Source organism: Enterobacter sp. KBR-315C3_2022 (assembly GCF_041399425.1).
GTDB lineage: Bacteria > Pseudomonadota > Gammaproteobacteria > Enterobacterales > Enterobacteriaceae > Enterobacter.
Genome location: NZ_JBGKEB010000042.1, coordinates 1 through 15131 on the forward strand (window position 1 = coordinate 1; position 15131 = coordinate 15131).

Genomic DNA, 15131 nt, shown 5'->3' on the forward strand with positions numbered 1-15131 from the left:
GTACTATATATTGGAATTCGCTCACAATTAAAAAATCAACTCATAACTTAACCAAATATGTCGATTTAAAATTAAGATTATATTTATGGTTGTCTGATAGCAGCAAGGGTTATTAAATCTATACAATCCATATCCCAAAAATATTATATGGATATTGTTATGAAAAAGTTGTCTAAATTTGTATTACTGACCGTTTTATCCACTATTGGCACCGCAGCCGCGGCGGAAGACGGCACCATTACCTTTGACGGCACCATCAGCGATGCGACCTGTACTATTACCGGTGGCGATGCATCAGGTGAATCCGCTTCCCCTGACTTTACCGTACACCTGCCTTCTATTAGCACAACTGCTCTGCAAACGGACGGCCAGCGCGCGGGCGATACGCCATTCTTCATCAAATTAAGCGGCGCTAACTGCACCAATGGGAAAATTGCCAGCGTGTTCTTCGAACTGGCACAAAGCACCAACATTAACGCCGTCACCGGTAACCTGAAAAACTCCGTAGCCAAAACGTCCGGCGGCGCAGACAAAGTGGAAATCGGTTTACTGGATTCTACAAAAGCCATTCTGAACCTGAATACCGCTAACAATAACGCGAAAACCGTTACCGTTTCCGGTAATACCGCGAAATTTGACTACTGGGCACAGTATGTAGCCACCGGCGGCGCAGCTACCGCAGGTAAAGTGACGACCGACGTCGTGTACTCCATTAAATACCAGTAATAGTGCGTAGCCGTTTTACCCACTAATTTTCACCTAAAGGATTAGGCCAGATGTTAAAAAGTTTAGTTAAATCTTCTGTTCTCATTATCACTCTGGCCTTTTCCTTCACGGCCAGTGCGACCATTCAAATTTTAACCACCCGCGTTGCCTTCAACGCCGGGGAAAAAGAACAAACGTTACGCATTAATAATATTGGCAAAACGCCTGAGCTGGTTCAGGTCTGGCTTTCCAGCACCGATAAGTCCGACGGCGTGGCCAAAGAGCAACTTCCTTTCTTTATTAACCCGCCTGCAGCCAGAATCAACGCGCAGAAGGGTAAAGTATTCCGTATTTTCCAGACGGATGAAGCGGTATCGAAATACCCTAAAGACCGCGAAACCGTGCTGTGGCTAAACGTGCTGGATATTCCACCGGAAGCGCCAGAAGATGCCGATAAAAATCAGCTCACCATGGCATTCAGGACCCTGATTAAATTCTTCTATCGCCCTGTAGGACTAAAAGGCAATCCTATGGAAGCGGCGGATAAGTTAACCTGGGAGCTGAGGAAAACGGCTAAGGGTTATGACGTCGTTGGCACAAACAAATCCCCTTTCCACGTGAGCATGACGAACGTTTGGCTGACCGATGCGCAGGGTAAAGACGTGATGATTGACGGCCAAATGATTGCGCCTTACAGCACGCTTATCTATCACTTCCCGCAGGTTAATGCCGTTCAGGGTAAAGGTATATTTAAATACAATTATATTACCGATCTCGGTGCTTATATCAAACGAACCTATAACTTCTAATAATAAAGATATACACCAGGACGGTTGCATGTCGATGTTGTTTAAAACTAATAATAATCTGCTGTCAATCAGCAGTTTAGTCATTTCTATTACTCTGGCTTCACCGACTGCGCAGGCAGAAAACACGAATAAACCCATCAGTTTTTCACATGGGTTTATGAAATATTATGATAGCGGTATCGACCTCTCGCAGTATGACGGTGCCGCAAGAGTACAGCCGGGGAATTATAAGCTTGAGGTTTACAGTAACCTCAAGCGCATTGATACCTGGCCGTTAACCTTTATCGCGGCGGACAATCAGCAGGGCTTTAATGTTTGCATGAAGCCGGAAATGATCGTCCGCTTTGACGTCGACATTTCGAAACTGCCGCCAGACTGGAAGCAAAATGAGTGCATTATTCTGCCCGAGCTCATTAACGGCGCGACGGTAGAGTACGATCAGGATGAAGAGCAGCTCAATGTGACCATCCCGCAGGTGATGCTGCTCAACACGCCTGACGGTTACGTCAGCCCTGAGCTGTGGGATGAAGGCGTGCCGGCGCTGATGTCCTCCTATACGCTGAGCGCCACCAGCTCGCGGTATCGCCCGACGCAGGACAACTCGCACTACATCTACAGCAACGTGCACAACACGCTCTCACTCGGCGCCTGGCGTTTTACGACCTATGACAGCCTGTCATCGGGCAGCGATACGGATAACTCCGGCATACAGCACATTCAGGCCTATGCCGAAAGAGCCATTGCCCCCCTCCAGTCACAGATTGTGCTGGGCGATCTCAATACCACCGGTGATTTCTTCGACACGACCGCCCTGCGCGGCGTTCGCCTGGCAACGGACGATCGCATGCTGCCTGACTCGGTGCGTAACTACGCGCCGGTGGTGCGCGGCATTGCCAACAGTAACGCCACGGTAACCATCAAGCAGGGCGGCAACACCATCTATGAAAAGGTCGTGCCGCCGGGTGAATTTGCGATAAGCGATCTCTACGCCACCGGCTATAACGGCGATCTTGAGGTTACGGTTAAAGAAACGAACGGCAAAGAGTCTAAGTTTGTTGTTCCCTACTCCAGCGTGCCGCAGCTGCTGCGCGAAGGCTACTACCGCTACTCCGTCGCCACCGGCGAGATCCGTGACACCTGGCTGCGAGAAGATCCAAAAGCCATTGAGGGAACGCTCCAGTACGGTTTGTTCAACAACCTCACCGGGTATGTCGGCGGACAAAGCGCCTTCGAAGGCGACTATGCGTCGCTGATGACCGGCTTTGCCGTCAACACCTCGCTGGGGGCGTTAGGCATCGACGTCACCCGCTCGTTTACCCACTTTGAAGGCCAGCCTGATAAAGGGGACTGCGGTACGTTTTGCGACATGAGCCTGCGCATCAGCCTGGCGAAAGCCCTGCCGAACACGGGTACCAACTTCAGCCTGATTGGCTATCGCTACTCAAGCTCGAACTACTACTCCCTGAACGATGCCGTTAGCCTCAAGCGCGCGCTGGAATCCGGCGAGGAGGATTACTTACCGCAGCGCTATCGCGAGCGCCTGGAAGCCAATATCAACCAGATGTTGCCCGCAGGCTGGGGGAGTTTCTACCTCAGCGGGTTCGTGGGTAACGTCTGGAATGACGAGCGCGGGTATAACGAAAAGTCGAACTATGTGGTGGGCTATAACAACCAGTTCGGCGTGACGACCTGGGGGATTTCCGTGGGCCGAACCGATAACGATGACGGCAGCCACGAAAATACGATCTATTTAAACATGAGCATGCCGCTCGGCCACCACTACGAAAAGCAGGCGCACCTTGGCGCTAACTTCAGCTACAACAGCGATGAAGCCAACTTCCGCACCTCGTTAAACGGTTCCGCGGGCGAGCGCTCGCAGTTTGGTTTCGGCGGCTATTTCAGCCAGTCCAACACGCCGGAAACCAACTTCGGCATGAACCTCTCTTACACCGGCGAAAGCGCATCCGGCGGCATGACCTATAGCCAGTCCAGGGACTCCTTTATGGGCGGCGTTAACCTGAACGGCGGCATGGTTGTGCATCAGGGCGGGGTCAACTTCGTCCCTACCCTCTCTGACACCATCGGCATCGTTGAGGCGAAAGGGGCGGAAGGATCGCGCGTTTATCCTGATTCTCAGGCCCTCATCAAGGATAACGGCTATGGCATCGTGAGCTATTTGGTGCCTTACAAATACAACGACGTCTACGCCGACCCGAAAGGCACCGCCTACAACATCGAAGTTGACGATACCCACCGAACCATTGTGCCCACGTCCGGCGCGGCAGTGTTAATCAAAATGGACACCCTGGGCAATAGCCAAAGCTTTGTGCGTTTCGTACAGCCTTCTCGCGAGGTTATCCCGTTCGGCGCCTCAGTGCTGAATGAAACGGGAGACAACATCGGCATGGTGGGCCAAAACGGCCTGGCGATGGTGGCGCTCAAAGAAGGCAAAAACGAACTTACCCTTCAGTGGAAGAAGAATAAACGCCCCGCGCAGTGTCGTGCCAGCTATTCGCACCTGAATGCGGAGGACAAGGGATCGGCGGAGGAGTCGTTTAAAGCCATTGAAATAACCTGTATCAGTAGCGAGACAACACCATGAAACGGATTTTTACGGCAGCACTGATCGTGCTGTCCGCTGCATTTTTTACTTTGTCAGGGAATAACGCCTATGCCGCACTTTGCTCGCGCACTACCGCACTCGCGTCGTTAAATATCGCTGATGCTATCACCCTCAACCCGGCAAAACAGGGCGTGGTGGGCACCGTGCTGTGGAGCAAATCCTACCCGGTGCCGGACGTCAGCTATAAGTGCGACGGGTCTACGCAGTCCACGTGGCACTCAACCTTTACGCGAAGCTACGTCGTCTCACAGGTACAAAATATTTACGTGACGGAAATTCCGGGGATTGGTATCCGCGTGCGATGGCCCGGCCAGACGTCATCCTCGTGGATCCCGGGTAACTCAGGATCACCGACAACCTGCTCATCTGGCTGCTCGGTCTTGAACAGCACCGTGCTGGTTGAGTTCGTGCAGATTGGCAACCTGAGCGAAGGCGAAAGCTACATACCTGCCGGCACCGTCGCTCAGGCGTCGGTGATTCCGACGGCGGACACCAGCGAAAAACTGCCGATTATGGAAGTCAGCTTTGGTGCAGCTATTAAAGTCGTGCCCCTTTCATGCTCAATATATCCGACATCTAACCACATCGATTTGGGTACCTATAGCATCGCCGACTTTCAGAATAACGGAACAAAGCAAGGTGATAAAAAAGAATTCAGCATTACCATTGGCTGCCCTTCAACGCTCGAAGTTGGCCTGACCTTTAATTCCGTAAATAACATTCCGTTTGGCACCCTATCGGGGATTATAGGGGTCGAAAAAGGTGAGGTTATGCCGGTAACTTTGCCATTCGTCTTTATGAGAAAGCGTCTGCTTATAATATTTCCCCGGTAAAAATAGGCTCTGTGGATAAATTTACCGCCTCACCTACGATCACCAAAAAATATCAGGCACAAATATACGTCGAAGACGGCGTGGAGCGAAAAAATCTAACCCCCGGCAAAGTCGTCGGCGCGGTTATTTACACTATGGTTACTTATTAACGCTCAGGGAGAGAGAAATGCGTTATATATCCTTTACTAAAAAAGCCCTTTTTTTACTGCCGCTGCTGCAGGTAGCGCATGCCGCTACCCTGCCCTCCGTTCAGAACAAGCAGGAGCTTGACCGCCTGGAGCGCCAGAGCAATCAGTTTCTGATTGAAGAGGCCAAAAGAACGGAAGCGCTTCTTCAGCAGCAGCGCGCCCTGCGCGGCGAAGATGCCTCTTCTTCACTTCCGGCTGACTCCACGTGGAAATTTACCATAACCAAAATTGAGATCCTCAACGATACGATTTTTGAGGGTTCTCCGCAGCGAGAGGCCATCGTTGAGCAGTATCTGAATAAAAGCCTGGGCAAAGCCGAAATATTTAATCTGGTTAAAGAGTTAACGGATTTTTATATTTCCCGCGGCTATGCCACGACCTTAATCAGTATTGAGCCCGGCAATATTAAAAGCGGCACGCTTAAGCTGCGCGTGCTGTGGGGAAAGATTAGCGATTTTAAGGTCGACGGTAAGGAACCGACCTTCCGCGAAAAAACGCGCCTGTTTACCGCCTATCCTTTCGCCAAAGATAACATTCTGAATATGCAGGATATCGACCAAATGGTTGAAAACCTGATGCGCGTATCAAGCGGCGACAACATTAGCGTTGAACCTTCGGTCATTAACGGCTATTCCGATCTCAACCTTATTCGCCAACCCTCATTCCCGCTCGACGTGGCGGCGGGTTTAAATAACTCCGGGAATGCCGCTGACGGCTGGCAGCAGTATTACAGCAGCCTGACCGCCAAAAATATCGCCGGTTTGAACGATATTTTTAACGCCTATTACTCCTGGAACAACCTCAAAAACGAGAATGACAAGCAGGACTCGTGGTCATTCAGCTACAGCGTGCCGCTGGGCTATTGGGGATTTGATGCCAACTACTACAAATCCGAATATGAAAAAGGGATCGACGGCGGATTTGGTATTTATGATTCTGACGGCACCTCCGAGCGAGCCTCGCTGCGCATCAGCCGCATGCTTGTTCGCGGTGCGACGGGCAAAACCAGCGCGTGGGTGAAACTTGAACGTCGCGATAACTACAACGGTATCGAAAACGCCAGAATCGACGTCAGCTCAAAAACGTACACCTCTCTGGCTTCCGGCCTTACCTACGTTGGCGCGGTGGGCGGCGGCTGGTTCTATGGCGATCTGAGCGTCACCGCGTCGACGCCGTGGTTTGGCTCAGCCAGCAACGGCGATGACGATCTCAGCGGCTTCGACGTCGATTACGTGAAATATAACGGCATCGCCTCATGGACGCGCCCGCTCTTTAAATTTGGCCGCCTTGGCATGACTTACGAATTAAACAGCGGCTTCCAGTATACGCCTGACACCCTGGTCAGCGATGCCAAAGTCACGCTGGGCGACGAATATACCGTTCGCGGCTTTAAAGATGAAAACGTGATGAGCGACAGCGGCGCGTGGATCGCAAACAGCCTTCAGTTCCCGTTCGATATTGGCCTGGCCGGTATCTACCAGCTCACGCCTTATCTCGGCTACGACTTTGGTTTCACAAAAGATAATTGCCCCGACGGAATTAACACCTGCGATAGCCAATTCATGATGGGCGCATCCGTTGGCGTCAAGGCAACAGGCAGCCACTTCACTTCCTACATTACGGCTGGATGGCCCGTCAAAAAACCAGACTCCATGGAAGATAAGACCATCGATAACACGGTGGTTTATTACAAAACGGAAATTAATTTCTAATAAAGGGAAGGATTATGAAAAACAAAAAAACACAGGGTGGCGGCATAACTGCCAGCAATTTGCATAAGCGTCTCTGCCCATTATATTTGTCGCTAGCCAGTATTTTATCGGCCACTGCCGATGCGGCGACAACGCCTGATACGCGTCAGAAAAATGGCCCAACCATGGGCCAGGCGGCCAACGGTACGCCGGTTGTCAATATTGCTGACCCTAACGGGAAAGGCATCTCCATGAACAAATTCAACGAATTTAACGTTGATAAGCAGGGGATGATCTTTAACAACAGCATGAAGGATGGCGTCACGAAAATTGGCGGCTATGCGGTTAAAAACGCCCAGCTCCAGCACGAAGCCAGCGCCATCATCAGTGAAGTGACGGGGGCTAAAGCGTCCTACATCAACGGGACGATGGAGGTCTTTGGTAAAAAGGCCGACATTATTATTGCCAACGAAAACGGCATCAGCGTTAACGGTGCTACCACCATCAACGCCAACAGCCTGACGCTGAGCACCGGTAAAGTGCAGGCGAAGGACGATGGTACCTTCAAGCTGGCCGTAGAAAAAGGCGCGGTCTCCGTCACCGGACAGGGGATTAACACCGACGGTTTAAGCTTCTTTGACATCGTCAGCCGCAGCGCGCAGCTGGAAGGCGAAATCGCCGGCAGCGCGGATATCAAGGTGCTGGCGGGCCAAAACGATTACGATCTTGCTAACCGTAGCCATACCGTGCGCAGCAAAGGCGACGGGAAAGGCCCGGCGGTGGCTATCGACGGTAGCGCGCTGGGCTCCATGTACGGTGGAAAAATTCAGCTGATCAGTACCGAATCCGGTGCGGGCGTGCGCCACGCGGGCGGGATTATTGCCAGCAGCGATCTGGACGTGAACGCGGACGGCGATATCGCGCTGGCAAGCCTGTCGAGCGATAAAAACCTGACGCTTTCGGGTAAAAATATCACCCTCAACAAATCCACCGCGGGCGTGCAGGCGAAAAGCAACGTCGTCCTGAACGCGCTGGCGGGCATTACGCTCAATAGCGACGTTATCTCTTCTGGCGGCACCATCCGCATCGATGCCAGCTCGCTGGTGCAAAACGCGGCTTCACTGGTCACCAAAAACACGGCCACCACCATCCCGGCGATCCAGATCAACGTTGCGGGTGAATATACCCTGAGCGGCAAGCTGCAGGCGCTGGATGCGAACGGCAAGGTTATCGCCGGTGGCGTTGTGTCGCTGAAAAACGGCGATTTCGTCGTCAAAGTCAGCGGCGTGGAAGTGCCGTTCACCTCGTTAATCTCTGACGCGCAGGTGGTTAGCCACAGCGGTGATGTTCAGATCAGCGCAGGCAAGATGAATAACAACGGCGGCGATATCCTGGCGAAAAAAGGCACGCTGCAGTTCACCCTGAAAGATGCCTTCGTAAACAGCGGCTCCGTCAGCGCGACGGGCGACGTGACGATTGCCTCCGGCTCGCTGAAAAACAGCGGTATTCTTTACGCTTCAAACAACCAGACCATCAACGTCGGCAGCCTCGATAACGAAGGCCGCATCTTCGCTGATAAGCGTCTGGTCATGAACGCGAGCGCCCTGAACAACAAAGGAAACATGGGCGTTACGGCAGGAGAACTTCAGCTCACCAGCACGGGCGACCTGACCAACTCCGGCAGCATCAGCGGCGACAATGCCAGCGTAACAATTAACGCCGACGGCGACGTTGATAACAGCGGCAACATCATCAGCAATAAGAAAGACGTTGCCCTGACCGCGAAAGGCAAATCCGTTAAGAACAAGGGCAAGATTGAAGGTGCTAACGTCACCCTGACCGCCTCTGACGCCAACGCAACGCTCGACAACAGCGGCACCGTAAACGCCAAGCAGAAAGTTCAGGTGAAAACCGCGAAGCTGAGCAACAGCGGCGGCACGCTGAGCGCGGCGGGCGATATGGCGCTGAACGTCAGTAAAGAGCTGGCCAATACCAAAGGCGGTCAGATCCTCGCGAACGGAACCCTGTCCCTTGACGGCGCGCATACCACTACCCTGAAGAACGAGGGTGAAGGCTGGATCCAGGGCAAAAACGTTAGCCTGACCAACATGGCCAGCATCGACAACACCGGCAACTCGGTGATGCTGGCGACGGGCGAGATGAACCTGTCCGGCACCCGCACGCTAACCAACGATGGGTCCGGTATTCAGGCGACCACGCTGCTTCTGGACGGCCTCAGCACGCTGAACAACGTTAATGATGCCACCCTTTACAGCAGCGGCAACCTGACGATTGCACATCTCGACACGCTGAATAACGAAGCCTCTCAGATCGTTACCGACGGCGCGCTGGCGCTGATGGATATCACCACCCTCTCCAACGCCAAAAATGCTGCGATTGTGAGCGGCACCGGCATGACGATTGATAAGGTCAAAACGCTGACCAACAGCGACAGCGCGGTGATTCAGGCGGGCAAGACGCTTAGCGTGACCAACGTCGATACCCTGAACAACCGCTCCGATGCGGCTTTACTGGCATCCGGCAATATGACGCTGGACGGCGTGAAGGCGATCAACAACGATTCTGTGATCCTCAGCGACGCCAGCATCACCCTGCAGAACGGCAACACGCTGGCTAACAACGGCGTCATTCAGGCGGGCACCGACCTGATCCTTCGCCATATCAAAACCGTGGTGAACGACGGCAGCGATCGTGTTCTGATGGCTCTGCGTAACTTAACCATTGAAGACGTGGATTCCCTGACCAACGCCAACGGTGCCGTGATTACCGCGGGCATGAACGCGGCGCTGAACGCCCTTGGGATCCTCTCCAACCTCACCGGCGGCGTTATCCAGGCCGTGGACGGTGCGCTGACGGTGGTCACGGATACGCTGACCAACAGCGGCACGGATTCAGCCGTCGTCGCGGGCGGAAACGTCACCGTCACGGCGGACAATGTGACCAACGAAAACGGCGCTGCGATTGTCTCGACGGATAACAACCTGACGCTGAACGTGGCGCAGAACCTGAACAACGCAAGCGACTCCGCGCTGGCAGGCGGCAAGACCGTCGCGCTGAACGTTGAAAAAGGGGCGATCAAAAATACCGGCAATGCGGTCATCACGGGTAAAAACGTCATCGTTAAGGCGAAGGACCTGCAGAACGACCTGAACGCGGCGATTAACGCCGACCGCGATCTGAGCCTCGACGTCACCAGCTTCAACAATAACAACGGCGTCATTCAGGCGGGCAATGACCTTAACCTGGAAGTTGATAACAGCCTGATGCTGAGCGACGATAACGGCGACATCAACGCCCGACACGCGTTGAACATCACCACCCACGGCGATTTCATTAACAACACCAACGTCGAATCCGTTGGCAATATGACCGTCAACGCGGACGGTTATTTCCTGAACGTAAAATCTATCATTTCCGCAGGCGATCTGACTATCAAGGCCAGCGATATTACCAACGACGGCAGCAGCCTGCTGTGGACGATGGGTAATATGAACCTGGAAGCGCGCAACGGCACCGTCCTTAACGGGTATGGCGGCAACATCCTAAGCATGGGCGATATTTCGATCATCGCCAATGAGATCTGGAACAGCGCCGGTATTATTCGTGCAGAAAAAGACGTCAATCTCGATGCTAAAGTGCTGAAAAATGAGAGCACCTATACCGGGGATGAGGTTGGCGTTACGGGTTCACAGTCGGCTTATGCAGAATACGACACTATTGAAAACGTGATGACTAAGTCTAACACGCGGATCGCGCTCAATATGCCGATAGTCACGTCGGGGCTGAAGTTGGACGAGCTTGCTGAAATCAGTGCGGGTGGCAATATCAATATCAACCAGCGTGATATTTATGATACCCATGAAGTCACCAACGTGGGTGGACTGATTCAGGCAGCAAAAGACATCACCATTACCGGTAACCTGCATAACACACCACGCTATGGCGAGATGTCTATATATGATTACCTTCAGATTCCTTTGGAGGGCGATCAATACGACCGTAACTTTATTGCATATGAATGGAAAGTAGCATCAGTCCATAAAGGCACCTGGGATTTCACTACGTTATATCAGTTCCTCGATTTCGAATTCGGTAACGGTAGCGCTGCTTCAAAAACAGGTGATGAGGATACCGAGAAAGATATTTGGTATAACGCGGTTGTCATGCAAGGCAACAAATCCACGTTGTTTAACAGCATGATGACCAGCATCTTTGGCGAAACCTGGCAAACTACCGGCTACGGCAAGATGCGCGAACAGTGGGCAAAGGTCACGGCCTCTGACGGCCAGGCGCTGAAGGACAAGAAAACCTACTACGTGCCGCAGGAAAAAGGTGAAATTACCGCTGGCGGAAACTTCACCCACAACGGCGGCGTGCTGGATAACGGTATTGACGGTTCGGGCGAAATCAACAGCAACGCTAACATCAGCGATATTGACGTTGGCGAATACACGGTTGATACCATTACCCCGGACTTTAACGTTGCGGTAAACACCAAAACCATTGATGAGCTTGCGATGGGCATCAGCCCTATGCCGACCATCAAGGATCTGGTGTCTCTCCCGGGCATGTTTGAAGTCTCAACCGACTTCAAAAAAACCGCCGAAGCGGAGAAAAATGGCACCGCCTATCCGGGGCCAAAGAACAATATCGTTCCTATTTTCGAAACCCGTCCGTCAATGATCGATCAGAACGCTTATACCGGTTCTGACTACTTCTTCGATCAGGTGGGCTACAACCCTGAAGAGCCCGTTAACGTTATCGGGGACAACTATTTCACCTCTGAGCTTATCCGTCGTGAAATCAGCAGCTCCGTCGGCAGCTTCTTCTCCATTCGTGACGGCCTTGAGGGCGACGCGCTGGTTCAGGCGCTGATGGATAACGCGGGCGTTGCGGCAAAAGACAACGCGCTGGGGCTGGTTATGGGTGAACCGCTCAGCAAAGACCAGATGGACAACCTGAATTCCGATATCGTCTGGTACGTTAATCAGACCGTCAACGGCGTAGACGTGCTGGTACCGGTGATTTACCTGTGCCCTGAAACGCTGCGCCAAATGGAGTCCGGCGACGTTAACGGCGGAACCGCCACCGTCCATGCTGGCGGCGATATGAACGTCGATGCCGACTCCATTAACAACACCAATGGCTCCATCTCTTCCGGCGGCAACATGACGCTGGTTTCAGACGGTGACATTAACAACGTTAGCAACGGGATGAACGCGGGTATTACCTCCGGCGGCGACATCAGCATGTCCAGCACCAACGGTAATATCAACAACAACGGCGCCGAAATTAAGGCTGACGGCGACATCAACATGTCTGCCGCAAACGGAGATATCAACATGACCGCAAGCGTGGGTCATGCTGAGAACGGCGAGCAGGTTATTCATGCCTTTGATGATGGCGTCACCGCGGGCGGCAGCATCAGCATGGAGGCTAAATCCATTACCTCCAACGCGTCCGATATTACCGCCGGTAAAGACGTAAGCATGAACGCCACCGAGGGTGACGTCACGTTCAACGATCTGCACGAAATCGATGCTAAACGCACTATCGATAACGACGTCAGAAACGCCTTTAACTTCACGCTCTCCGATACGCAGACCACCACCGGCACCGCGGTGGGTTCAAACGTTACCGCTGGCGGTAACATGGACATCCACGCGAAGAAAGATGTGGTGATGGAAGGCGGTACCTATAATGCGCAAACCGGCAGCATTAGCGCTGAAAACGACGTGACCATCAAAACGTCCCAGGACGTTGCGCACGAAGAAGAGCACTCCAGCTCGCGCGAGTTTACCCTCAGCGCAGGCGCTAACGGCGGCGGCCAGTCGGTCAATACCAGCTACGGCACGATGAGCGGCGGCAACACAGAGACCACTCAGGGTGATTACGTTAGCCCGGGCAGTGAATCCGATACCTCTGCGATTGGTAAAAAACCTGGCCGTGCGCCAGTGTCCGATCTCGCTGGCTTCAACCTGGAGTTTAACTCCACCAAAGATTCGTCCATCACGGATACCAAGAAGAATACCAACGCGTCCATCAATTTCGATAAGTCTGGATCTATCGAAGCGGGCAAAACCGCCGACATCGGCGGGGCCGATCTGCGCGCCGGTGACTCACTGAACATCAGTGCTGAAGACGTCGCGACCACCAAATATCTGGACGAGAGTAAAAATACCTCTACCCATAAGGAAACCACGTTTGGCATTTCCGGTGAGGTCCACAGCACCGTCGCGGACACCATTGATAAGTCCGGTAACCTGATTGAAAAAGGAACCGATGGTCAGTCAGCTAACGCGGCTACGACGCTGGCAGAAATCGGGGGCGATGTTTCCAATATCCTGCTCAACGATCTGGCGGGCGCGTCCGTTACCATTGGCGGTAGTTCAACCAAATCGAAGTCGAACACCACGTCAACTGCGGAAAATATCAACCATATCAGCGCGAACAACGTATCGATCAACACCAAGAAAGATACCACGCTGAACGGTAGCGATATCAGCGGCCAGAACGTTGAAATCAACGCAGGCGGCGATGTCAACATGAACGCGGCGAAATCCACTACCAGCTATACCAATACCACCGACAAGCATTCCGGGGGCATTACGGCAGGTGTAGGCGTGGATCTTTCCGGCGTAAGCGGCGGTGCGTCCCTCGACTACAGCGGCAGCACCGAGACAGGTACAGGTAACACCACCAGCTACACCAACAGCACCATCACCGGTGGCGACGTCAAGATCAAGACCGGCGGCGACATGACCATGACCGGTGCCAACATTGACGCGAATACCGCCAATGTTGACGTAGCGGGCGACATGACCATCAACTCCGTTCAGGACACCAAGCACACCGACAACGAGCGCGCCAACTGGGGTGCATCCGTAGGGGTGGCGATCTCCGGCAAAGGCGTTATGCCTACCGGTGCGGTTAACGCTGGCGGTGGCTCTGAAGCCTACGACTCGTCAAGCACCGCCAAGCAGTCGGGCATTAACACCACCGGACAGCTGGACGTGAAAACCGGTGGCGACCTCAACATGGCCGGCGCCAATATCATCTCTCAGGACGGGACGGGCTCCGTCGACGTTGCGGGCAACATCAACGCCAAAACCCTGGACGATTCCGTCGAGCAGGACGGCCTCTACGGCGGCGGCGGGATTGGCATCGGCGGCGTACCGGGCAAAAAAGGGGGCATCCCGTCAGGTAACATCTACGTCGATACCGTGGACGAGATCCATCGTAACGAAACCCAGAAGTCAACCATCTCCGTGGGCGACGTTACCAGCAAAGGCACCACCGGCGAGATTAACACCAACAAGGACGAAATGTCCGTGGTGACCCGCGATGAGAAAGAAGCGGGTAACAACATCTCCTATACGCTGGCGGATCCTGGCTTCGGTAAGAAGAGCAAGGGCAGCTACGACGTCGATACGCCTGACACTAAACATCATGGCGATACCGATAACCATAAACCAGCCGATAGCACGAAGCACAAGGACACCACGCCGTCTCAGCGAGCGTTCAGCGAAGACGTCCCGGCCGTTACGCCGTCCAAAGCGGGCGATCTGAAGCCTGCGCCGAAACCGGCCGACAGCACGAAGAAGACGGATACCACCCCGTCCGACATCGCGCACAGCACCGACGTACCGGCTGTTACCCCGTCTAAAGCGGGCGATCTGAAGCCTGCGCCGAAACCGGCTGACAGCACGAAGAAGACGGATACCACCCCGTCCGACATCGCGCACAGCACCGACGTACCGGCCGTTACCCCGTCTAAAGCGGGCGATCTGAAGCCTGCACCGAAACCGGCCGACAGCACGAAGAAGACGGAGACCACCCCGTCCGACATCGCGCACAGCACTGACGTACCGGCCGTTACCCCGTCGAAAGCGGGCGATCTGAAGCCTGCGCCGAAACCGGCCGACAGCACGACGCCGAAGAAAAAATGGGACGTTCCGAATACGAACTACCCAACCCTTTCTCCGGGTTCTGCCACCGGTAAAACCGGCAAGGACATGCCAAAAACGCCTGAGCACAAAAAGTGGAACGGCGACATGACCCACGGCGTGGCGCCGTCCAGCAGCACCAGCGGTACCGGCGTGATCCTGTCTCCGGGTTCTTCCACTGGCAAAACCGGTATGGACATGCCGAAAACGCCTGAGCACAAAAAGTGGAACGGCGACATGACCCACGGCGTAGCGCCGTCCAGCAGCACTAACGGCACTGACGTGAAGCTGTCTCCGGGTTCTTCCACCGGCCAG

6 protein-coding genes are annotated in these 15131 nt (G+C 53.7%); all 6 read left to right on the forward strand.

The features are described from left to right. The first annotated feature begins 147 nt into the window (after positions 1-147). A complete protein-coding gene (locus AB8804_RS22745) occupies positions 148-726 on the forward strand; it encodes a fimbrial protein (protein WP_371190196.1) in 579 nt (192 codons plus the stop codon). Between the two features lie 50 nt (positions 727-776). Next, a complete protein-coding gene (locus tag AB8804_RS22750) occupies positions 777-1514 on the forward strand; it encodes a molecular chaperone (RefSeq protein ID WP_371190197.1) in 738 nt (245 codons plus the stop codon). Positions 1515-1548: 34 nt separating this feature from the next. Then, positions 1549-4116, forward strand: coding sequence for a fimbria/pilus outer membrane usher protein (locus AB8804_RS22755; protein WP_371190201.1), 2568 nt, complete (start codon positions 1549-1551; stop codon positions 4114-4116). Beyond that, positions 4113-4970, forward strand: a complete 858-nt coding sequence (locus AB8804_RS22760) for a fimbrial protein (RefSeq protein ID WP_371190198.1) — start codon at positions 4113-4115, stop codon at positions 4968-4970. The genes AB8804_RS22755 and AB8804_RS22760 overlap by 4 nt, the downstream gene beginning before the upstream one ends. Before the next feature lie 166 nt (positions 4971-5136). Beyond that, complete coding sequence (locus AB8804_RS22765; RefSeq protein ID WP_371190199.1) at positions 5137-6870, forward strand: ShlB/FhaC/HecB family hemolysin secretion/activation protein; 1734 nt, start codon at positions 5137-5139, stop codon at positions 6868-6870. A 14-nt stretch (positions 6871-6884) separates the two neighbouring features. Beyond that, positions 6885-15131 (forward strand): hemagglutinin repeat-containing protein (locus AB8804_RS22770; protein WP_371190200.1); only part of this gene is annotated, 8247 nt, incomplete at its 3' end.